This is a genomic window from Acidimicrobiales bacterium (assembly GCA_033344915.1).
Lineage (GTDB): Bacteria > Actinomycetota > Acidimicrobiia > Acidimicrobiales > Aldehydirespiratoraceae > JAJRXC01.
The window spans coordinates 979,961-1,001,567 of the sequence record JAWPML010000001.1; the positions used below are offsets into that span (position 1 = coordinate 979,961).

Sequence of the window (21,607 nt, forward strand, 5' to 3'; positions counted from 1 at the left end):
AAATGGATGCGGCCCATTGGGTCCTTCGGCTCATGTAGGCGGATTACGTGCCGACAGGCAAAGCGTCGCACAAGCACAGCCCGTTCTCGCGTCTTCGAGGGAGACGAGAGAGGGGCCCGACGGGTGGGCGAGACCACGAACACATGGAACCCCAGCAGCTGATCCGCACGATTCGACGCCGTTGGCGTCCGCTCGTCCTGCTCGCCGTCGTCGGCGCCTCACTCGGGGCCGCCAGCGCCGCGGTGGCGGAGGACGCCGCCCCGGCACCGGTGCCCACGGTGTACTACGACGCGTGCCACACACTGCTCGTCGATTCGTCGTTGTCGCGGATCCACGAGGTCGTCGACCCGAACCTGGCCCAGACCGCCCAGCGCGTGACCCAGGGCGACATCCCCGCCCAGACGGCCGAGACGTTGGGCGTCGATGCCGGGACCCTCCAGACGCAGGTCCGGGTCGCGGTCCGCAACGACATCCAGAGCCTCACGGTCTGCACGGTCAATCCCACGCCGGCCGGCGCCGAGGCGGGCGCGGATGCGTTCGCCGCGAGCCTGATCGCGTTCCTCGAGGACGGCGCCGACACCATGCACGCGGAGCGGATCGAACGAGCCGCCGGCGAACTCGAGATCGCCACGGCGTGCTTCACCAGTGCCCAGGCCGCGATCGACGCCGCCCTCGCCGCCGGTGGCGACTACGACAGCACCACGAGCCTGCGGATCGATCGCCAGGTCTGCAACAGCGATCTCCAGCGGGCGACGTCGGACCTCACCTCCTACGAACTCGCGGGACCACCGCGCGTCCCGCTCGAGACGCTCGAGACCGGTTCGGCCGTGGAGATCAGCGAATCGCAGTACAACGCCCAGCTCCGCCGCGGCGCGGCAGGGGCCAACGTGGAGATGGGGATCGGCGACTCGATCGGCACGGCCGGCACGACCGCACCCGCCTCCACCGGCGGCATGGAGATTCCCGACGGCCCCGTCCCGCGAGCCGGGGTGGGCGCCCTGCTGGGGGCGGCGATCGGGTTCGGGTTCGTCGTCTTCACCGAACGCCTCGATTCGAGGCTGCGCAGCAAGTCCGACGTCGAGGCGACCCTCGATCTCCCGGTGCTGGCCGAGATCCCGCCGCTGGTCCGGCGGGACCGCAAGTCCACCCGGATCGTCTCGCTCGAGGAGCCGCGCTCGCGCACGGCCGAGTCGTTCCGGGCCCTGCGCAGCGCCCTCGACTACGCCGACCGCATCGACCACGACCACGGCCGCGCCGGTGACGGTGCCCAGGTCGTCCTCGTCACCAGCGCCGGACCGAGCGAGGGCAAGACCACGACCGTCGCCAACCTCGCGACCGTCCTCGCCGAGGGTGACCGGCGGGTCCTCGCCGTCAACTGCGACTTCCGCCGCCCCCGTCTGCACCGCTACCTGGGCGGCACCTCGAACCCCCAGCGCCTCAACGTGACCGACGTGCCCGGCGTGCAACTCGTCACCCAGGTGACCGACAACGACGGCGACGCCACGCCGAGCGACGTGGTCGGCGCCCAGCGGCGACTCGTGGAGCGGGCCCGCGAGCGCTTCGACGTCATCCTCCTGGACACGGCGCCGATCCTCACCACGAACGATGCCGCCGAACTGCTCGGCGTCGCGGACCATGTCGTGCTCGTCGTGAACGCGTCCGAGACGAAGGCCGAATCGGCGGCGCGCGCCTCGGAGTTGCTGGAGCGTCGCGGGCTCGCCCCGCTCGGCGTCGCCCTCGTCGGGGCCCGGGACGTGCCGAACGCGTCCGACTACTACTACAGCGACGGCGACCCGTACCTCGAGCCCTCCGCCCGTCGCCGTCGCCGCTCAACGTCCGACGACGTCGACGACGCCGTGGACGAGGAAGCCCTCAGTCGGTGATCCCGGTGGAACCGGCGATCCCGCGGCCCAGCGCCCGCCAACCGGTTCGTACGGGCAAACGACTCGCGTGGACGGTGCCGCTCGGCTGGGCGGCCTGCGGGTTCGCGCTCGTCGCCTTCGCGGCCGGTCCGGTGTTCGGTCGATCCTCGCTGCTGGGGACCCTCGTCGCCGCGCTCGCCGTGGCCGCACTGTCGCCGCTCTTCGGCCGGATCGGTCGCCGCTTCCCCGATCTGGAGATCGCCGGCCTGCTGCGGCTCTCCCTAGGGGTCAAGCTGCTCGCGACGCTGCCCCGCTTCGAGATGCGGGAGGACAGCGTCGACTACCACCGCATCGGACAGAGGCTCGCGGAGAGCTTCCGCCGCCTCGACTTCACGGTCGACACCGGGCGGGAGGTTCCGGGCACGGGCACGGTTCGCTACGTGACGGGCCTGGTGGAGGTGTTCACCTTCGGCGACGAGTTCTCGACCTTCGTGATCTTCTCGCTGCTCGGGTTCCTCGGGCTGATCGGCTTCCTGCTGGCGTTTCGCGCCGGTCTGCCCGAACTCGACGGGAAGCGGTACGCGATCCTGCTGCTGTTCTGGCCGTCCCTCGTGTACTGGCCGTCCAGCATCGGCAAGGAATCGCTGATGCTTCTCTCCCTCGGTGTCCTCGCCTACGGCGCGGCCCGGTTGATGCAGGGGGAGATGCGCGCCTTCGGCATGGTGGCCGTCGGCCTGCTCGGAGCGGGTCTGATCCGGCCCCACGTCGCGCTCATCGCGGTGACGGCTCTCATCATCGCGTTGGTCATCCGTGCGCCCGGCCGGGGGATGCTCGGCAACTTCGGCCGGTTCTCCCTCATCGGCCTGCTCCTCGTGGGTGGTTCGGTTGCGTCCGACGCCGTCGAATCCCTCCTCGACATCGACGGGCTCAACCCGTCCGGTCTGTCGGCCGCGCTCGATCTCGTGAACAGCCGATCGTCGCAGGGTGGGTCCTTCTTCACGGCCGCCCGCATCGACGGCCCGTCGGAGTACCCGTGGGGGTTCGTGACGGTCCTTTTCCGACCCCTGCCTCATGAGGCATCGTCGATGGCGATGATCGTGACGTCGCTGGAGGCGATGGTGCTGGCCGTGCTCGTGCTCGCGTCCGTGCCCCGACTAATTGCCGCGGCGCGCACCATCCGCGACGAGGCCTACATCGCCTACGCGGTCGGGTTCACGCTGGTCTTCGTCTATCTGTTCTCCGCCATCGGGAACTTCGGCATCCTCGTTCGTCAGCGGGTGATGACGGTGCCGCTCGTGTTGCTCGTCGTTGCGTTGCCGACGGCGAAGGAGCGTGTCCGTGAGCGTCGCCGTCCCGACCACGGGGTGGCGCCAGAGAACGCCCGTCGGCCGACCTCGGAGGTCGTGTCATGAGAGTCGTGTCATGAGAACTGCACCGGTTGCCGCCCCGCAGCCCCACCGTCGTGTCGTCGCGGCCCCGCTCGGTGACCATCTCGCCCTCTTCCACCTCGACACGCGTCGACTGCATCTGCTCAACGGGTCGGCCGCCGCCATCTGGCAGGCCCTCCCGGGGGTGGACACCGTCGGCGAGCTCACGGTGCGCCTCGGCGACGACTTCGGCGTCGATCCGCTCGCGATCCGGCGCGATGTCGAGCACTCGCTCGATCAGCTCCGCGCCGACGGGTTGCTCTGTGTGGACGACCGGTTCGCGCCGGCGCGTCCGACGGCGCCGTCGACGTTCGTGCCCGGCCGGGAAGCCGACGGCGCCCGCGGCTGCTTCGCGGCGCTGGATGCCCGCGTGCGCCTGTGCAGCGACGATGCCGAGATCGGGGCCGTCGTTGCCGCCGTACTCGCACCCCTCGCGTCCGACGACACCCCGACCCACGAGATCTCGATCCGGGCCGGGGAGAACGGTGCGTGGCTCCTGCGGGTCGACGACGGCGCCACGGCCTCGATGGCATCACCGCTGTCGATCGTGCTGCGGGCGGTGGCGGAGATCAACAATCTCGCGGTGGCGTCCGTGCCCGACCATCTGGTGTTCCACGCCGGCGCCGTCGCTCGCGACGGTGCGGCCGTACTGCTCCCCGCAGCCTCCAACCACGGGAAGTCCACGCTGACGACCGCCCTCGTGCGGGCCGGGATGGACTATCTGACCGACGAGGCGGCGGCCGTCGGCCCCGACGAGATGGTGCGACCGTACGCGAAGGCCATCGCCCTCGACCCCGGATCGTTCCCGTTGTTCTCGGACCTGGCCCCCGCGCCCGACAAGGTGGGCCTGGCCCGCGCCATCGCGTGTCGCGAGTGGCACATCGCCCCCGACCGGCTCGGATCGGTCGGGGAGTCGAGTCGGATCACGGCGATCGTCTGTCCCCACTGGCGCGCCGGTGCATCGACGCGGGTCACCGAGATCGCCGCCGACGAGGCGCTGCACCTCCTGCTCGGCGAGACGTTCGACTTCGCGCCCGGCGGACAAGCGGTCTTCGAACGGCTGGTTCGGCTGGTCGACGACGTGCCCGTCTACCGCTTGGGCTACGGCGAGCTCGCCGAGGCCGTCGTCGCGGTCGAGCGCATTCTCGCCGAGTAGGCGTTCAGTCGGCGCCCGGTTCGCGGCGGGTACGGCGTCGTTCGCTCTGCTGGGGGAGTTCCTCGAGCGGGGGCAGCCCCTTGCGCCGGCGCTTCTCCTCGTACTGCATCTCGTCGGCGGCCCGGAGGAGATCGCCGGGGGTCGCCATGTCGGCGGTGGCGAGCGCGATCCCGCACGACAACGATCGGTTGTGGCCGGTGCGGGCGAACAACTTGAGCGCGAGGTCCGTGATCGGCTGTGCACTCAGCATCCCGCCGCCGTCGAGGATCACGCAGAACTCGTCGCCACCGATGCGACACACGCTGGAGTTCTCGACCGTGGACGCGGCTTCCGACAGTGACCGCGCCGCGTCCACGAGGAGGGAGTCGCCGGCCGCGTGACCGTCGGTGTCGTTCACGACCTTGAGCCCGTCCACGTCGCACATGATGACCGCGACGTCCTGGCGGTCGACGGGCGGACGGGCGAAGACGTCGCGTAGACGCTCCTCGAGGACGCGCCGGTTGCCCAACCCCGTCAACGGATCCCGCAGGGCGAGCTCCTCGAACTCCGCGATCCGTTCGGCCTGGGTGACCGCCGCGGCGATGTGGGTGGCGACGAGTCGCAGGGTGGCGAGGTCGTCGTGGTCGAGGATGCCGCCACCGGCGGGGGTGCTCGCGATCACGATTCCCCAGATGGTCTCGCCGATCACGATCGGCCAGGCGGCCTCGGAGCGGAGCCCGCGCTGGTAGAGCGAGACCACGCCGGGATCGTCGGCGCGGCCGTCGTCCGTCGCCCGCACGTAGCCCTGCCCCTCGAAGATCGATTCGAGTCCCGGCAGCTCGTCGGCCCCGCGCCGCTCCTCGGCCGGGAAGCGCTCCTTGCCGTTCAGATCCCCGACGTTGAGCAGGGTCTCGTATTCGCCGGCCTCGTGGTCGAGTCGACCGATCGTCACGCCGCTCGCCTGGAGGGCACGTCGGGCCTGCTCGGCGATCACCAGGAGGACGTCGGGCATCGAGTCGGCGGCCCGGACCGCGGCGCCGATCGACACGAGGGCTTCGACCGGCGAGTCGCGCTCCGGCGGAACGAACCGCTCGAGGCTGTCGAGCACCTCGTCGAGCTCGATGTCGCTCTTGAGTCCCTCGCCCGACATGAGTTCGATGTTGGCGGCGGCGCCGAGATCCGGGTCGAGCGCGGTACCGAGCAGCTCGTCGACCCGACGCTGGCGCGCCGTCCAGTTCGGCGCCGCGCCCGGGTGCGGGTTGCCGACGAGGGTGGCCGCCAGCGCGAGGAGGCGGGCGGCGAGCGGGATGTCCGGGCCCCGCATGCCGTGGGGGCCGCCGCTGCCGTCCCAGCGTTCGTACTGGTGTCGGACGGTGCGGGCCGTGCCGCCGAGGCCCGGCAGACGGGTGAGGACGCTGGCCGACAGCACCGCGGACGCCGGGTCGGGAACGATGTCGACGGTGCCCACGGGGCGGACGTGGGTGAGCACGATGGAGATCTCGGCGACGAGAGCCCCGGTGACGGCGTCGACCCGGTCGGCGATGGGGCTGCCGGCCGCGACCGCGAGCCGGTCGACGAGGTAGGCGCGCAACGCGGCGCGGCGGGCGGCGGGCGGATCGAACACCTCGAGGGCGCGGCACAGCGAGGTGACCGCGGCCCGAGCCGGGCGGCTGAGCGGGCGCGAGCTCGCGTCGGAGGAGCGCTCGGTGGCGTCGGTGAACGACGGCTGCTCCATGTCTGCTCGCTTCGCCCCTTCCTTGCCCGCAGTCCTCATCGATCGGCCCGCAGCGGTTGCTCCCTGTTGTAGCAGAGGACCATGCCACCACGGTGCGTCCGACCGACAACCACTATACGTGGCATCTCGGAGGCGTGGGAACCCTGTCGCTACGCAGCGTCGGCGTCGGTTGCGGCCAACGCCGCGATCCGCTCCCGCAGGCCGGACTCGCCGAGGGCTGCGGTGATCTCCACGCTCCCGTCGTCGTCGATGAACGCGAAGCGGGGCTGGGTGCGGATCTCGTAACGGGCCCACACGTCGTTGCCGAGATCCTGGACGTGGGGGAACCCGCCGACGCCGGTGGTGGAGATGAACTCCTCCATGTGGGGTACGGAATCGCTGGCGCCGGCGACGCCGATGATGTCCACCTGTCCGGCGAACTCCTGCTGCACCGATGCGACCGCACCGGCTTCACGACGACAGGTCGTTCACCAGGGGGCCCAGAACCACAGGACCAGGTCCTGCCCCTCGTAGTCGCCGGCGTCGAAGGTGCCGCCGCCGATGAGCTCGGCCTGGAAGTCGTGGGGCCACGCGTCCGGGCTCGCGCTCGCGTCCTGGCTCTCGCTCCCGGATGCGGCACCGTCGGTGTCTCCACCGCCACAGGCGGCCGCGAGGACGGCAGCGCCGACAACGCCGACGATGGCGACGACCAGGCGGCGGAAGCGACGAGATTGCGGCACGGGGGTCAAGCTTACGCATCGGGGCCCCATACTGGAGTCGCCCCGTCGACGAGACCCGGAACACTGCCATGAGCACCCGCAAGCTGATCATCACTGCGCTCCTCACCGGCTTGCTCATCCTCGTCGCCGGGGCCGTCCAGCTCGTGATGATCATGCGATGATGTCGCCCAGCGAGCTCACCTCAGGAGGTTGGTCCCATCGACGCACAACATGACGTGATCGTGATCGGTGGTGGCCCGGGTGGCTACGCCGCGGCCCTCTACGGCGCCGGCATCGGCCTCGACGTCGGCCTCATCGAGAAGTCGAAGGTCGGCGGCACGTGTCTCCATGTCGGCTGCATCCCGGCGAAGGAGCTGCTCGAGACCGCCCACGTCTTCCGCACGGTGCGTGACGCGGCGGACTTCGGCGTGAACGCATCGGCGCCGACCGTCGACTGGTCGGTCACGATGGACCGCAAGCAGACGATCGTCGATCAGCTGGCCGGTGGGGTCACCAGCCTGCTCAAGGGACGCAAGGTCACCATCTACGACGGCGCCGGTTCCCTCGGCGCGTCGCACGAGGTCCGGGTGACCGGCGGCGAGAGCGGAGACCAGACCCTGACCGCGCCGGCCGTCATCCTCGCGACCGGTTCGCTTCCGCGGACGATCCCGGGCTTCGAGGTGGACGGTCGGTTCGTGCTGACCTCCGACGAGGTGCTCTCGATCGACGAACTGCCGGCGCGGGCCGCCGTGATCGGTGGCGGCGCCATCGGCTGCGAGTTCGCGTCGATGATGGGCGATCTCGGCGTGGACGTCACGATCCTCGAGGCGATGCCGCAGATCCTCACCGGCTGCGACGCCGACGCCACGAAGGTCGTGGAGCGGTCGTTCAAGAAGCGGGGCATCACCGTTCGCACCGGCGTGATGGTGTCGGGCCACACGCCCGACCCGTCCGGTACCCACACGACGGTCGCCTTCGGCGAGGGCGAGTCCGTCGATGTCGAAACGATCGTCATGTCCGTCGGACGCCGCCCCTTCGCCGACCTGCTCGGGCTCGACGGCACCGGCGTGGCCGTCGACGAGCGCGGGTTCGTGGAGGTCGACGACCGGTGTCGCACCGGGGAACCGGGGGTCTGGGCCGTCGGTGACCTGATCAACACCCCGCAGCTCGCCCACGTCGCGTTCGCCGAGGGGATGCTGGCCATCCGTGACATCCTCGGCGAGGCACCGGCTCCGTTGGACCACCACGGCACCCCCTGGTGCATCTACTGCCACCCGGAGGTCGCCTTCGCCGGTCACACCGAGGAGTCGGCGCGGGCCGCCGGGTTCGACGTGGTCACCTCCTCGCACCGGTTCATCGGCAACGGCCGGGCCAAGATCGTCGGCGACACGGACGGCATCGTGAAAGTGATCGCGGAGAAGCGGTCCGACGGCACCGCCGGGCGGATCCTCGGCGTCCACATGGTGGGGCCCTGGGTCACCGAGCAACTCGGGCAGGGCTATCTCGCCGTCAACTGGGAGGCGACGGTGGACGACGTCGCCGCCTTCATCCAGCCCCACCCGACCATGTCGGAGCTCTTCGGGGAGACGGTCCTGTCGCTGACCGGACGTTCACTCCACGGATGAGGTCCGGGCGCTCTACCCTACGAATCATGCTCATCGCGTCCGAACCCGCCGCGTCGCGACGCTCGAGAGAGAGGAACAAATGGCTGACGTGACGATGCCCCAGCTGGGCGAGACGGTCACCGAGGGAACGATCACCCGCTGGTTCAAGCAGGTCGGGGATGAGGTCGCACTCGACGAGATCCTGTTCGAGATCTCGACCGACAAGGTCGACAGCGAGGTGCCGTCTCCCGCCGCGGGCACGCTCACGGAGATCCTCGCCGTCGAGGGTGACCTGGTCGAGGTCGGCCAGGTACTCGCCCGCATCGGCGACGCCGATGCTGCGCCGGCCGCTCCCGCCGCGCCCGAACCAGCGGCCGCGGCGCCTCCGGCCGCCGCCGCGCCGCCGCCACCCCCGCCGCCCCCGCCGCCACCCGCCCCCGAACCGGCACCGGCCCCGGCCCCCGCGCCCGCCCCCGAGCCCGCGGCTGCTCCCGAGGCGGCTCCGGTCGCGTCCGCCGAACCCGGGCTGGTGCTCTCGCCCGTCGTCCGGCGCCTGATCAACGATCACGGGCTCGACCCCGCGGCGATCACCGGCACCGGGATCGGCGGCCGGATCACCCGAGCCGATGTCGAACAGGTCATACGGGACGGCTCGTCCGAGGCCCCCGCCGCGCCGGCTGCGCCCGCCGCGTCGCCGCCCCAACCGGACCCGCAAGCTGAACCCGAGCCGGCCCCCGCCGCGAGCAACGAGCCCGCCCCGGCACCGCCGGCCGAGACCGCGGCGCCGGTGCCCGCGGTGGCCGCGCGCGACGAGGTCGTGCCGCTGAACAACATTCGCACCCGCACCGCCGAGCACATGGTCATGTCGAAGCAGACATCGCCCCACGTGCTCACCGCCATGGAGGTGGACTACGAGCGGGTCGAGCACGTCCGTCGGGCCGTCAAGGCCGGCTGGAAGGCCGAGGAGGGGTTCAGCCTCACCTATCTGCCGTTCATTGCCCGTGCCGTGATCGACGCCCTGCGGGAGTATCCGCACCTCAACGCGAGCTTCGGCGGAGACCATCTGGTCGTGCACGACGACGTCAACCTCGCGATCGCGGTCGACATCGACTTCGAGGGCCTGCTCGCCCCCGTCATCAAGAGCGCCGACGGCAAACGCCTGCGCCAGATCGCCCGCGACATCGTCGATGTCGCGTCCCGCACCCGCACGAAGCAGCTGCGCCCGGACGATCTCTCCGGCGGCACCTTCACGCTGACCAACGCCGGCCAGTACGGCACGATGATGCAGTTCCCGATCATCAACCAGCCGCAGGTCGCGATCCTCTCGACCGACGGCGTGCAGCGCAAGCCGGTCGTCGTCACCGACGAGTACGGCAACGAGTCGATCGCGATCCACTCGGTCGGCGTGCTGGCGATGGCCTGGGATCACCGGGCGTTCGACGGCGCCTACGCGGCGGCCTTCATGCATCGCGTGAAGGAGATCATCGAGACGCGTGACTGGGAGGCGGAGGTCCGCTGACCGCCGCCGCCGTGGCCGAGCGGACCCTGCGGGTCCGGTGGCTCGGACGGGTCGCGTATCGAGATGCGCTGGCCCTGCAACGCGCCCTGTTCGCGGGTGACGGGGATCACCTGCTCCTGCTGGAGCACCCCCACACGATCACCACGAGCAAGCGCACCCCCGATGCCCATCTCCTGCTCGATCGTGACGAGATCGCGGCGCTCGGCGGCGATGTCGTGGCGACCGATCGTGGCGGCGACATCACGTACCACGGGCCGGGCCAGCTCGTCGGGTACCCGATCATCGACCTGCCGGGCCGACGCGGGGGCGGCATGGCCGACACCGCCGCCTACGTCGACGGGCTCGAACAGGTCCTGATCGACGTCCTCGCGGATCTCGGTCTCGCCACGGGCCGCCTGCCCCGGTGTACGGGTGTGTGGGTCGACGTCGACGGCCTGCGGCCGCGCAAGATCGCGGCCATCGGCGTGCGCATCGCCCGGGCCCGCACGATGCACGGCTTCGCCCTCAACGTCGACCCCGATCTGGCGTGGTTCGATCGCATCGTGCCCTGCGGGATCACGGACAAGGGGGTCACCTCGCTGGCCCGCGAGGGCATCGAGATCGACCCGGCCGAACTCGAGCACCGGATCGTCGCGGCGTTCGCGGCGCGGTTCACGCCGGACGCCGCCATCGACCGGGCGGGCGTCGCCCACCGCGTCGCCCCAGCCGACCTCGCGCCGTTCACCCGCGGGGAGGGAGCAGGCACGCCGGTCGGTCGTGACGGCGTCGGATTCGGCGCGGAGGCCGACGGCACCTCCCCCCGGCTGATTGCCCGGCTCGACGATGCCGGTGCCACCTCCCATTCGCCGGTGCGGCTCCGGGCCCGCAAGCCGGAGTGGATGCGGGTGCCGCTCGACACCGGCCCCGAGTACCGACGCATCAAGGCGACCATGCGGGAGCTCGACCTCGTGACGGTCTGTGAGGAAGCCGGCTGCCCCAACATCTCCGAGTGCTGGAACGACGGCACGGCGACCTTCATGGTGCTCGGCGAGCGCTGCACCCGGGCCTGCGGGTTCTGTGTGGTCGACACGAGCAAGCCGGCGCCCCCCGATCCCGGTGAGCCCGGCCGCCTCGCCGACGCCGTCGAACGCATGGGCCTGCGCCACGCGGTCGTCACCATGGTCGCCCGCGACGACCTCGAGGACGGCGGCGCCACTCACGTGGCCGCCGTCGTCGCCGCCATCCGCGACCGGGTGCCGGGCTGCCAGGTCGAGGTGTTGGTGTCCGACGTGAAGGGGGACGACGCCGCGCTGGCCACGCTGTTCGCCGCCGCGCCCGACGTGTTCAACCACAACATCGAGACGGTCGCCCGACTCCAGCGGGCGGTGCGCCCGTCGGCCGGTTACGCCCGGAGCCTCTCGGTGCTGGCGCGGGCCAAGGACGCGGGGTTGACCACGAAGTCGTCGATCATCGTCGGGATGGGGGAGTCGTACGACGAGGTCGTCCAGACGCTCGGCGACCTCGCCGCCGTCGGGGTCGACATCGTCACGATCGGCCAGTACCTGCGGCCGACCTCGCACCACCTGCCCGTCGCCCGCTGGTGGGAGCCGGCGGTGTTCGACGAATGGAAGGCGCTCGGTGAGGCGGTGGGCATCGCCCATGTGGAGTCGTCGCCGCTGACGCGATCCAGCTACCACGCCCGCGACGCGGCGGCCGCGATCTAGCCTCGTCCCCATGTTCGCTGAACGCCTCGACCGAGCCCGAGCCCGCATGGTCGCCGACGATGTCGACGTCATGTTGCTGTCCGTGGGCGCCGATCTTCCCTACTTCTCCGGGTACGAAGCGATGCCTCTGGAGCGGATCACCATGCTCGTGGTCCCCGCGACGGCGGCGCGACGCTGGTGGTTCCCGCCCTCGAGGCCCCACGTGTCGTCGAGCGCGACGGCGTGTTCTCGATCCGCCCGTGGGAGGAGATGCAGGACCCGATCGCGATCATCACGTCGCTGATGGGTTCGGCGTCCACGGCCGCGGTGGGCGACCACATGTGGTCGGGGTTCCTCGTGGACCTGTTGGCGGCGGCGCCGAACGTGTCGTTCCGACGGGCCAGCACGATCACGAGCCCGATCCGCTCCGTGAAGACCGACGAGGAGGTCGAGCGGCTGCGGGCCGCGAGCCAGGCCGTCGACCGGATCGCCGCCCGGCTCCAGGGCGGCGAGATCCCCCTGGTGGGCCGGACCGAGGCGTGGGTGTCGGCCGAGCTCGGTCGGCAGATCGTCGACGAGGGTCACGATCGGGTGAACTTCGCGATCGTGGCGGCGGGTGAGAACGCCGCGTCGCCCCACCACGAAGCCGGCCCACGCGTCATCCAGGAGGGCGAGGCGGTGCTGTGCGACTTCGGCGGCACCATGATCGGCGACGACGGCATCGGGTACTGCTCCGACATCACCCGCTGCGTGTGGGTGGGGGAGCGCCCCGAGCGCGAGTTCATCGAGGCCTACGCCGTGCTGCACGAGGCCCAGGCGGCCTCGGTGCGGGCCGCGACGGTGGGCACTGCGGCGCAGGACGTCGACCGGGCCGGACGCCAGAGAATCGTGGATGCGGGGTTCGGGAGCTATTTCATCCACCGCACCGGACACGGCATCGGCGTCGAGGCCCACGAGGATCCCTACATCGTCGAGGGCAACGCCGAGCCCCTGGTGGCCGGCAACGCGTTCTCGATCGAGCCGGGGATCTACATGCCGGGACGCTGGGGTATGCGCCTCGAGGACATCGTCGTCGCCGCGGACGCGGGTCCCGACTCGCTCAACACGGTGGACCACCATCTGGCGGTCGTGACCGCCTGACCAGGGGCCGTCGGCGTCAGTCGACCCACCCGGTCTGGTAGCGCATTCCCTTGCGGGTCAGGGTGCCGTCCTGGCACAGCAGGTATTGCGTCGGTGCGTTCGGGATCTTCTCGAAGGCGACCATGCCCTGATGGAAGGTCACGCTCGTCGTGGAGCGGGTGAAGTCGCCGGCCTCGATGTCGGGGGTGAAATCGGCGTTGAGTTCGTCGACCTTGCCCTTCGCGTACTCGATGAAGGTCCCGGGTTCGCCGACGCCGCCGGCGAACTCGTCCCAGTAGCTGGTGCAGGTGTCCTCGACGATGTAGACGCCGTTGTCGTTGAGCAGCGGGTACAGCACCTCGAACGAGGTGATCTGCTGGTGCATCTCGTGCCCGCCGTCGTCGATCACGATGTCGAACGGGCCCGATTCCTCCACCATGCGGCGCAGGAACTCGGGGTCGGCCTGGTCGCCGATGTGCACCGTGAAGTCCGGCGCGCTCGCCCTCGCCATCGGGGAGATGTCGGCGCCGACGATCGTCGCGTCGGGGCCGAGGTAGCGCTGCCAGATCTCGAGTGAGCCACCGGCGAGGACGCCGATCTCGAGCATGCGGGCGGCCGAGCCCTGGAACCGGCGCAGATGGTGGTGCTGGGCCGCCGGGAACGAATCGAGCTTCACGCATCCGCGGCCGCTCTGTGACTCCCACGTCTCCCACAGGTCCATTCGGGTGACGATACCGCCCGGCCTGAGGGCCGAACAGGGCCAAACGATACGTTGGCGCCGTGATCCGAATCGACGGTGCGACCGTTCTGCTCCAGTGGGCGGCCGGAGGCTGGCTGTTCCTCTGGGTCACGACCCGCCGTCGCGAGGTCGGGCTCGGCTACGGATGGCTCCAGCGGGCCACGTTCCTCGCCCTGGGGGCCGGGTCACTGGTCGCCGGGTTCGTCGCCGGGGCGACCTGGACCCGCGAGATCGCCACGATCGTGTTCGTGATCGCCGGGGTGGTGACCCTCGTCGTCTCCGTACTGCGCCGGCGCGCCGGGGTGGCGGGCCAGCGGGAGGTGGTCGAACGCCGGAGCGAACGGGTCGCGGCGATGACCGGCATCGATCGGGAGGAGCAGCGCTTCGACAAGGACGCGCCGGAGTTCCCGCCCGAGCTCGACCTCGTCACGGCGGTCATCGGTCTCGTCGCCGTGCTGTTCGGCGCCATCGCGGCCGGCGATCCGGTGCTGCTGTCGATCTTCCGGGGCCTCACCAGTGCGCTCTTCCTCGGCGCGGTCACCGACGCGATGCTCCTCGGCCACTGGTATCTGGTGCAGCCGGGTCTCGCCCGGGCCCCCATCCACGAGCTCGTGCGCTGGACCGGGATTCTCTGGGTGCCCGAGACGATCGCCATGCTGATTCCGACCGGCATGGTGTCCGTCTTCAATGGCACCATCGACGATGCCTACAACGGCCTTCTCGGCTGGTTCTGGGTGGCCTGTGTCGTCACCACCATCGGCCTCGTCTTCGTCACCCGCGCGGCCTTGCGGGAGCGCGAGTACAGCGCGGTCATGGCCGCGACCGGGCTGATGTACCTCGCGATCCTCACCGCGTTCGGGCAGGACCTCGTCGCCCGCATCCTGCTCGACACCGATCTGTGACGACGGCGATCCCGGAAGCGCCTCGGCGAGCGACCTCGTCGTCAGTTTTGCTTGACGCGGGGGACGACGTGTCAACCAAAACTGACGAGGCGGTCGACCTCATCGGCGATCGACCGGTCAAACAGTTGTTCGGTTGAAAAACCGTACCGAACGCGCGAGACTGTGATCTCGTCGACCAGGAGAACCCCGATGGAAGTGCAAGACGCCCTCACCGAGACCGTCTCGATCATGGACGGCCTCGTCGCCGGCCTCACCCCCGAGCACCGCGAGATGACCACGCCGTGCAAGAAGTTCACGGTCCACGACCTGATGAACCACACCGTGAACACGTGCAAGTTCGTGGGCGCGATCGTGTCGGGTCAGCCCGAGAAGATCCCGGCCGACGGCACCGATCATCTGGCCGAGGGCCCGGTGAAGGGATGGCACGACGGCAAGGCCGCGCTCCAGGCGGCGGCGACGGCGGAGAACCTCGGGCTCGTCCGGGAGACGCCGTTCGGCGAGGTGCCGGGCGCCGTCCCGATGTCGGTCGCGGTGTCCGACGTGCTCGTCCACGCCTGGGATCTCGCCCGGGCCACGGGGCAACCGATCACGGCGAGCGATGATCTCGCCGGCTTCGCCCAGGGCACCTGGGAGATGGTGATCCAGCCCGAGGCCCGCAACGGCGACGCCTTCGACGAGGTGCAGCCCTACCCGGAGGACGCGACGGCGCTCGACCGGGTCGCTGCTTTCACCGGACGGAGTGTGTCCTAAGCTCTGGGTCATGCCACGCGCGATATGGAGCGGATCGATCAGCTTCGGCCTGGTCAACATCCCCGTGAAGTTGTACAGCGCCGTCTCCCGCAAGACGGTGCGGTTCAACCAGATCGACTCGTCCACGGGATCTCGGGTCAAGCAGAAGCGCGTCTCCGCGGCCGACGGTGAGGAAGTGCCCTACGAGCGCATCGTGAAGGGCTACGAGCTCCCGAGCGGCGAGTACGTGATGATCTCCGACGAGGAGATGGCCGCGCTCGATCCGGACGCCGTGCGCACGATCGACATCGACGAGTTCGTGGATCTGGCCGACATCGACCCGATCTTCTACGACAACGCCTACCACCTGGTGCCCGACGAGCAGACGGCGAAGCCCTACAAGCTGCTGGCCAACGCGATGGAGGAGGCCGGCAAGGTCGGGATCTGCCACTTCGTGATGCGGTCCAAGCAATACCTGGCCGCCGTACGGCCCGTCGACGGTCGGCTCGTCCTGTCGACGATGGTGTTCCACGACGAGATCGTCGACCACACCGAGATCGGCGGCTTCGACTTCCTCGAGGACGTCGAGATCGACGAGAAGGAACAGGCGATGGCCGAGCAGCTGATCGCCACGCTCGACGCGACGTTCGACCCGTCGCGCCACAAGGACACCTATCGCGAGGCGGTGCTGGAGCTCATCGATCGCAAGGCGGCAGGGGAGAGCGGCGACGACCTGGTGCCCGCCCCGGCCCCGTCGTCGAACAAGGTGATCGACCTCATGGCGGCGCTCGAGGCGTCCGTCAAGGAAGCCAAGAAGGCCCGCGGGCGTCATCCGGCATCGAAGAAGGCGACGAAGAAGAAGGCCAAGAAGAGCACGAAGAAGGCGGCGAAGAAGGCCGCACGGGTCCGCAAGTCGGCCTGAGCGGGCGATGGCCGAGTCCGAACGGGTCCATGTCGAGGTCGACGGCCACAAGCTGGCCGTCAGCAACCTCGAGAAGGTGCTGTACCCCCTGGTCTCGTTCACGAAAGCCCAGGTCATCGACTACTACGTGCGGATTGCGCCGTACATGCTGCCCCACATCGAGGACCGGGGGATCACCCTGCGGCGGTGGCCCGACGGGGTGACGGAGAGCTCGTTCTTCGAGAAGCGGTGTCCGTCGCACCGACCCGGGTGGGTGGGCACCTGCCTCGGCCCCGGCGACCGTCGGGGGGGCATCGAGTACTGCCGCCTCGACTCGATCGCGGCGCTCGCGTGGACCGCGAACCTCGCCGCGCTCGAGATCCATTCGCCCATGGCCCGCTGCGGCCAGATCGACTCGCCGTCGATGCTCGTGTTCGACCTCGACCCGGGCGAACCGGCGACGATCATCGAGTGTTGTCAGATCGCGCTCGAGATCCAGGACGTGCTCGAAACGGTCGGTCTCCGGTCGTTCGGGAAGACCTCGGGCTCCAAGGGGATGCAGCTCTACGTGCCGCTCAACACGCCCCACGAGCACGAGCACGCGTCGGACTTCGCCCTGGCCGTCGCCCAGCTCCTGGAGAAGAAGCTGCCGAAACAGGTGCTGTCGAACATGACGAAGAAGCTCCGCAAGGGGAAGATCTTCATCGACTGGAGCCAGAACTCCCGCCACAAGACCACGATCGCCCCGTACTCGATGCGGGCCAAGGACCGTCCGACGGTGTCCACGCCGATCACCTGGGACGAGGTGGCCGACGGCGCCGACGGCGAACACCTGTCCTTCGAGGTCGCCGACGTGCTCGACCGCGTCGACGAGTTCGGTGACCTCTTCGCCGACACCCTCACCCTCGAACAGGAACTGCCCGTCGGCGGCTCCTGAGATGAGACGCCGGGGTCAGAGTCCCGTCCCTTCTCGACGGCCGCAGCTGCCGCGCCCGGCTGCGGATGTCGCCCGCTGGTAGGTTCGTGGCATGCGGTCGATCCTCGCCTCCATCCGTGGGTTCATCCGGGCCTTTCGGGCCGGCGAAGGCCTCGAACACACGCGTCGTGATCGTTCGAAGGACGACGCCCTCGCCCGCACGCTGAGGGACTCGTCGCACGCCGCGCCGTGGGGCGGTTTCGGGGCCTCCTACCACACCAGCGCCCAGACGATCGCCGAGAGCGGTGCTGATGCGTACGCCAAGTCGTTCGAGAAGCGGGAGCGGTCCCGCTGATGCGGCGCTTCTTCCGGCGGATGCGCCGCGCGTTCTCGAAGTGGTACGGCAGTGCGGCGCCGGGCTCGGCCGGTCCGGCGAACGCGGCCCGCGCCGAAGCCGACCATGCGGTCCACAGCAGCCACTATTGGACGGGGTAGTAGCCGGCGCGGGTTTCGCTGGCTGATGCAGCGGCCGGGCCCGCTGCGCTAGTCGCTCGGCGCGGCCGACGCGCGGCCCGGATCGAGGTGCTGGTGGGCGCCCGAACGGAGATGACAGGCCGCCGCGTGCACGGTGTCACCCTCGACCGCAGCAAGCTCGGGCACCTCGCTGTCACACACACCGGGGACGGCGATCGGGCACCGGGGATGGAAGCTGCAGCCGGACGGCGGGGCGAGGGGGCTCGGCACGTCGCCCTGGAGCACGACCCGCTCACGAGTGAGCGTGGGATCCGGGATCGGGATCGAGGACAGCAACGCCTGCGTGTAGGGGTGCTGGGGGTTCGCGTAGAGCGACTCCTGCTCGGTGATCTCCACGATCCTCCCGAGGTACATGACCGCGACCCGGTCGCTGATGTGCTCGACCACGGCGAGATTGTGGGCGATGAACAGCAGGGTGAGATCGAGCTCCCGCTGGAGCTCCCGCAGCAGGTTCAGCACCTGGGCCTGCACGGAGACATCGAGGGCGGAGACGGGCTCGTCGGCCACCACGAATTTGGGTTCGAGGATGAGGGCCCGGGCGATGCCGATGCGCTGGCGCTGGCCGCCCGAGAACTCGTGGGGGAAGCGATCGGCCTGGTCCCGACGGAGTCCGACCAGCTCCAGCATGTTGCCGACCCGCTCGTGTTGTTCGTCGCGATCGCCGATGCCGTGGATGCGCAGACCCTCGGCGATGCTGAGGCCGACGGGGGCCCGCGGGTCGAGCGACGAGTAGGGGTCCTGGAAGACCATCTGGACGTCGCGTCGGAGGTTCTTGAGGGTGGCTCCCTCGGCCTCGGCGATGTCGGTGCCGTCGACCAAGACCGAGCCCGAGCTGGGCTCGAGCAGGCGGACGAGCAGCCGACCCAGCGTGGACTTGCCGCAGCCGCTCTCGCCGACGAGGCCGACCGTCTCGCCCCGTTGGATCGTCAGGTTCACGTCGTCGACGGCCCGGACGTTGTCGACGGTGCGCCGGAGGATGCCGCCCTTCACCGGGAAGTCCTTGGTCAGACTGCGCACCTCGACGAGTGGCTCGCTCACGACGACACCTCGCTCGCCGCGGGGACGGGTTGGTGCAGCCAGCACCGAACGGCGTGGTCCGGGGTCGGCAGTGCCAGTTCCGGGTCGACTTGGGTGCAGATATCCAGTCCGGCCTCGATGCGGGCATCGCAGCGGCCGGCGAACCGACACCCGGGCTGCAGATCGATCAAGGGCGGCACGGTGCCCCGGATCGTCGTCAGCTCGGCCTGGTTGCGGCCGAGCACCGGGATCGAGCCGATCAGGCCCTGGGTGTAGGGGTGCTGCGGATCGGCGAAGAGCTGGGCGACGTCGGTCTCCTCGACGATCTGGCCGGCATACATCACTGCCACGCGGTCGGCCATCTCCGCGATGACTCCGAGGTCGTGGGTGATGAGCATCACCGCGGTGCCGAAGTCGCGCTGCAAGCCCCGCATCAGATCGAGGATCTGGGCCTGGATGGTGACGTCGAGCGCGGTGGTGGGCTCGTCGGCGATGAGCAGCGCCGGCTCGAGCGCGAGCGCCATGGCGATCATGACCCGTTGGGCCATGCCGCCGGAGAGTTCGTGGGGGTAGGCGTCGGCCCGCTTCTCCGGGTCCGGGATCCCGACCGTGGTGAGGGCCTCGATCGCCAGCTTCGCCGCGTCCTTCTTCGAGGTGCCGCGGTGGATGCGGTAGACCTCGGCGATCTGGTCGCCGGCCCGTTGCACCGGATTGAGCGACGACTGGGGCTGCTGGAAGATCATCGAGACCTCGGCCCCGCGGATCCGTTCGAGCTCCCGGCGAGACATCTCGCGCAGGTTCCGACCCTCGAAGAAGACCTGGCCGGACTCGATCACGCCCGGTTTCGGAACGAGTCCCATCACCGAGAGCGAGGTGACCGACTTGCCGCAGCCGGATTCGCCGACGATGCCCAGCACCTCGCCCCGCCGGATCGAGAAGCTCACGCCGTCGACCGCGTGGGCCACCCCGTCGCGGGTGTGGAAGTAGGTGCGCAGGTCGTCGACGACCAGGACGGCATCCTCGGCGGCCCGTGCGGCCTCGGTCGGTGCGGTGTCGGTCATTCGTTGAGTGACGGGTCGAGGGCGTCGCGCAGGCCATCACCGAGGAGGTTGAAGCCGAGCACGGTGATCATGATGGCGATGCCGGGGAAGAACACGAGGTGGGGCGCCGAGAAGATCTGCTGACGTTCGGCGGCGAGCATGCTTCCCCACTCGGCCGTGGGCGGCTGGGCGCCGAGGCCGAGGAAGCCGAAGGCTGCAGCGTCGAGGATCGCACTCGCCACGCCGAGGGTGCCGATCACCACGAGCGGGGTGAGGGTGTTCGGGACGACCCGCGTCATCAGGATGCGCCAGCCGCCGGCCCCGAGGGCCCGCGACGCCGCCACGAACTCCTCCTCCTTGACCGACAGTACGGACGCGCGCATGACGCGGGCGTACTGGGGGATCGACACGATGGCGATCGCGAGCAGGGTGTTGCGCAGACCCGGACCGAGGGCGGCGACGATGCCGATGGCGAGCAGCAGGGCCGGGAAGCCGAGGATGACGTCCATCACCCGCATGATGATGTTGTCGACCCAGCGGCCCCAGTAGCCGGCGATGGCGCCGAGGGTCGAACCGACGGTGAACGCGATCGCGACCGTCGACAGGCCGACCGACAGGCTCAACCGCGAGCCGTAGACGATGCGGCTGAACTGGTCCCGGGCGTTGCCGTCGAGCCCCATGATGTGCTCGGGCAGTTCCTCGTCGCAGCCGAAGAGGTGCACACACGGGGGGTCACGGCGGGTCGTGTTCGGCTCGCCGATGAAGTCCTCGGTCGGGCTGTAGGGCGCGATCAGCGGGGCGAAGATCGCCACGAGGATGATGAACCCGATGATGATGAGCCCGGCGACGCCGGACTTGCGGCGCAGCAGGCGCGAGAAGGCGCTGCGCCACAGCCCTTTCGAGGGGCCGACGGTGAGGAGCATCTCCTCGATCTCGGGCGGATCCGACGGCTGCGTCATTCGAGTCTGATCCGGGGGTCGAGGTAGGCGTAGAGGATGTCCACGATCAGGTTGATCACGACATAGAGCGTGGCGATCACGACGACGAAGCCCTGGATCACCGGGAAGTCACGGGCGGTGATCGCGTCGAAGATCATCGTGCCCGCGCCGGCGAGGCCGAAGATGGTCTCGGTCAGCACCGCGCCGGACAGCAGGGCGCCGAGCTGGAGACCGATGATCGTGGTGACCGGCAGCAGGGCGTTGCGCAGCCCGTGGCGGATGACGACGCGGCGCTCACGCGATCCCTTGGCCCGGGCGGTGCGGACATAGTCCTTCCCCATCACCTCGAGCAGGCTGGAGCGGGTGATCCGGGCGATGACCGCCATCGGGATCGTGGAGAGGGCGAAGGCGGGGAGGATCAGGTGCTTGAGCGCGTCGCGCAGCACCTCCCAGTCGCCGGTGATGATCGAGTTGAAGATGAAGTGGTTCGAGATGAACTCGACGGTCAGGAACGGGAACGAGCCCTCCTTGAAGTCCCAGCCCCACTTCTCGAAGAAGGGCTCGGACGAGAGGCCCGCCGTGAGGCGGCCGGAGGGAGGCAGCCACCCGAGGGTGGCCGCGAAGAGCCAGATGAGCATCAACCCCAACCAGAAAACGGGCATGGAGACGCCCACGTTGGCGACGACCATGGTGCCCACGTCGACGGCGCTGTTGTGGCGCATCGCCGAGATGACGCCGAGGGTCACGCCGACCACGACGGCGATGATGAGCGCGGCGGTGGCGAGCTCGATGGTCATCGGCAGCCGCTCGACGAGCATCTGCGACACCGGCCGCGAGAAGCGGATCGAGTCGCCGAGGTCGCCGGTGGCGATGTCGCGCATGTAGATGCCGAGCTGGACCGGCAACGGCTCGTCGAGGCCCTTGTTGCGGGCGAATCGTTCGCACGCTTCCTCGGTGGCCTTCTCGCCGAGGATGGATCGACAGGGGTCGCCCGGAATCGCCCGGGCGAGGAAGAACGTGACGAGGAGGATGCCGAAGATCACCGGGATCGCCAGCAGCAGTCGTCGAACGATGAACCTGAGCACGGTGTCCTCCCCCCTCGGTCAGTAT

At 69.8% G+C, this 21,607-nt stretch carries 21 protein-coding genes; 13 read left to right on the top strand and 8 right to left on the bottom strand.

Translation table 11 applies throughout. From position 1 onward, the window contains the following. The first annotated feature begins 143 nt into the window (after nt 1–143). Genes R8F63_04715 through R8F63_04725 form a run of 3 tightly spaced genes read left to right on the top strand, consistent with a single transcriptional unit; the run spans nt 144 to nt 4,445 of the window. Complete coding sequence (locus tag R8F63_04715; protein MDW3217895.1) at nt 144–1,883, top strand: division plane positioning ATPase MipZ; 1,740 nt, start codon at nt 144–146, stop codon at nt 1,881–1,883. Continuing rightward, nucleotides 1,880–3,274: a hypothetical protein gene (locus R8F63_04720; protein ID MDW3217896.1), complete on the top strand. Its 1,395-nt coding sequence runs from the start codon at nt 1,880–1,882 to the stop codon at nt 3,272–3,274. Before R8F63_04715 ends, R8F63_04720 begins: the two co-directional genes overlap by 4 nt. Nucleotides 3,275–3,284: 10 nt before the next feature. Continuing rightward, a complete protein-coding gene (locus R8F63_04725; GenBank protein MDW3217897.1) occupies nt 3,285–4,445 on the top strand; it encodes a PqqD family protein in 1,161 nt (386 codons plus the stop codon). A gap of 4 nt (nt 4,446–4,449) precedes the next feature. Here R8F63_04725 and R8F63_04730 read toward each other — a convergent pair whose 3' ends face one another. From R8F63_04730 to R8F63_04740, 3 genes are all read right to left on the bottom strand, one after another. Further along, nucleotides 4,450–6,159, bottom strand: coding sequence for a diguanylate cyclase (locus R8F63_04730; protein MDW3217898.1), 1,710 nt, complete (start codon nt 6,157–6,159; stop codon nt 4,450–4,452). A 149-nt stretch (nt 6,160–6,308) separates the two neighbouring features. Then, nucleotides 6,309–6,590, bottom strand: coding sequence for a hypothetical protein (locus tag R8F63_04735; GenBank protein ID MDW3217899.1), 282 nt, complete (start codon nt 6,588–6,590; stop codon nt 6,309–6,311). Nucleotides 6,591–6,626: 36 nt separating this feature from the next. Further along, on the bottom strand, nt 6,627–6,878 hold the full coding sequence (locus R8F63_04740; protein ID MDW3217900.1) for a hypothetical protein: 252 nt from the start codon (nt 6,876–6,878) through the stop codon (nt 6,627–6,629). Between the two features lie 215 nt (nt 6,879–7,093). On the opposite strand from R8F63_04740, the gene lpdA reads away from it, so the two are divergent. The 4 genes from lpdA to R8F63_04760 all read left to right on the top strand — a co-directional run bounded on the left by lpdA (nt 7,094) and on the right by R8F63_04760 (nt 12,802). After that, complete coding sequence (gene lpdA, locus R8F63_04745) at nt 7,094–8,482, top strand: dihydrolipoyl dehydrogenase (protein ID MDW3217901.1); 1,389 nt, start codon at nt 7,094–7,096, stop codon at nt 8,480–8,482. A gap of 79 nt (nt 8,483–8,561) precedes the next feature. Next, nucleotides 8,562–9,980, top strand: a complete 1,419-nt coding sequence (gene sucB / locus R8F63_04750) for a 2-oxoglutarate dehydrogenase, E2 component, dihydrolipoamide succinyltransferase (GenBank protein ID MDW3217902.1) — start codon at nt 8,562–8,564, stop codon at nt 9,978–9,980. An 11-nt stretch (nt 9,981–9,991) separates the two neighbouring features. Next, entirely contained in the window at nt 9,992–11,683 is a 1,692-nt protein-coding gene (gene lipA / locus R8F63_04755; GenBank protein MDW3217903.1) for a lipoyl synthase, read from the top strand. A 177-nt stretch (nt 11,684–11,860) separates the two neighbouring features. Then, nucleotides 11,861–12,802 carry a M24 family metallopeptidase gene (locus R8F63_04760; GenBank protein MDW3217904.1) on the top strand — a complete coding sequence of 314 codons (942 nt, stop codon included), beginning with the start codon at nt 11,861–11,863 and terminating at the stop codon, nt 12,800–12,802. 16 nt (nt 12,803–12,818) lie between these two features. Here R8F63_04760 and R8F63_04765 read toward each other — a convergent pair whose 3' ends face one another. Continuing rightward, on the bottom strand, nt 12,819–13,502 hold the full coding sequence (locus R8F63_04765; GenBank protein MDW3217905.1) for a class I SAM-dependent methyltransferase: 684 nt from the start codon (nt 13,500–13,502) through the stop codon (nt 12,819–12,821). A gap of 59 nt (nt 13,503–13,561) precedes the next feature. Between R8F63_04765 and R8F63_04770 the strand changes: the two genes are divergently transcribed. The 6 genes from R8F63_04770 to R8F63_04795 all read left to right on the top strand — a co-directional run bounded on the left by R8F63_04770 (nt 13,562) and on the right by R8F63_04795 (nt 17,463). Further along, a complete protein-coding gene (locus tag R8F63_04770; GenBank protein ID MDW3217906.1) occupies nt 13,562–14,422 on the top strand; it encodes a hypothetical protein in 861 nt (286 codons plus the stop codon). 189 nt (nt 14,423–14,611) lie between these two features. Beyond that, nucleotides 14,612–15,172: a TIGR03086 family metal-binding protein gene (locus R8F63_04775; protein MDW3217907.1), complete on the top strand. Its 561-nt coding sequence runs from the start codon at nt 14,612–14,614 to the stop codon at nt 15,170–15,172. Nucleotides 15,173–15,182: 10 nt separating this feature from the next. Next, nucleotides 15,183–16,073, top strand: coding sequence for a Ku protein (locus R8F63_04780; GenBank protein MDW3217908.1), 891 nt, complete (start codon nt 15,183–15,185; stop codon nt 16,071–16,073). A 7-nt stretch (nt 16,074–16,080) separates the two neighbouring features. Then, nucleotides 16,081–16,989, top strand: coding sequence for a non-homologous end-joining DNA ligase (gene ligD / locus R8F63_04785; GenBank protein MDW3217909.1), 909 nt, complete (start codon nt 16,081–16,083; stop codon nt 16,987–16,989). A 91-nt stretch (nt 16,990–17,080) separates the two neighbouring features. Continuing rightward, complete coding sequence (locus R8F63_04790) at nt 17,081–17,323, top strand: hypothetical protein (protein MDW3217910.1); 243 nt, start codon at nt 17,081–17,083, stop codon at nt 17,321–17,323. Next, entirely contained in the window at nt 17,323–17,463 is a 141-nt protein-coding gene (locus tag R8F63_04795; protein ID MDW3217911.1) for a hypothetical protein, read from the top strand. Before R8F63_04790 ends, R8F63_04795 begins: the two co-directional genes overlap by 1 nt. 48 nt (nt 17,464–17,511) lie before the next feature. Here R8F63_04795 and R8F63_04800 read toward each other — a convergent pair whose 3' ends face one another. Genes R8F63_04800 through R8F63_04815 form a run of 4 tightly spaced genes read right to left on the bottom strand, consistent with a single transcriptional unit; the run spans nt 17,512 to nt 21,582 of the window. Then, complete coding sequence (locus R8F63_04800; protein MDW3217912.1) at nt 17,512–18,540, bottom strand: dipeptide ABC transporter ATP-binding protein; 1,029 nt, start codon at nt 18,538–18,540, stop codon at nt 17,512–17,514. Next, nucleotides 18,537–19,580 carry an ABC transporter ATP-binding protein gene (locus R8F63_04805; GenBank protein ID MDW3217913.1) on the bottom strand — a complete coding sequence of 348 codons (1,044 nt, stop codon included), beginning with the start codon at nt 19,578–19,580 and terminating at the stop codon, nt 18,537–18,539. Before R8F63_04805 ends, R8F63_04800 begins: the two co-directional genes overlap by 4 nt. Further along, nucleotides 19,577–20,518, bottom strand: coding sequence for an ABC transporter permease (locus R8F63_04810; GenBank protein MDW3217914.1), 942 nt, complete (start codon nt 20,516–20,518; stop codon nt 19,577–19,579). Before R8F63_04810 ends, R8F63_04805 begins: the two co-directional genes overlap by 4 nt. After that, nucleotides 20,515–21,582 carry an ABC transporter permease gene (locus tag R8F63_04815; protein ID MDW3217915.1) on the bottom strand — a complete coding sequence of 356 codons (1,068 nt, stop codon included), beginning with the start codon at nt 21,580–21,582 and terminating at the stop codon, nt 20,515–20,517. The genes R8F63_04810 and R8F63_04815 overlap by 4 nt, the downstream gene beginning before the upstream one ends. Nucleotides 21,583–21,607: the final 25 nt, after the last annotated feature.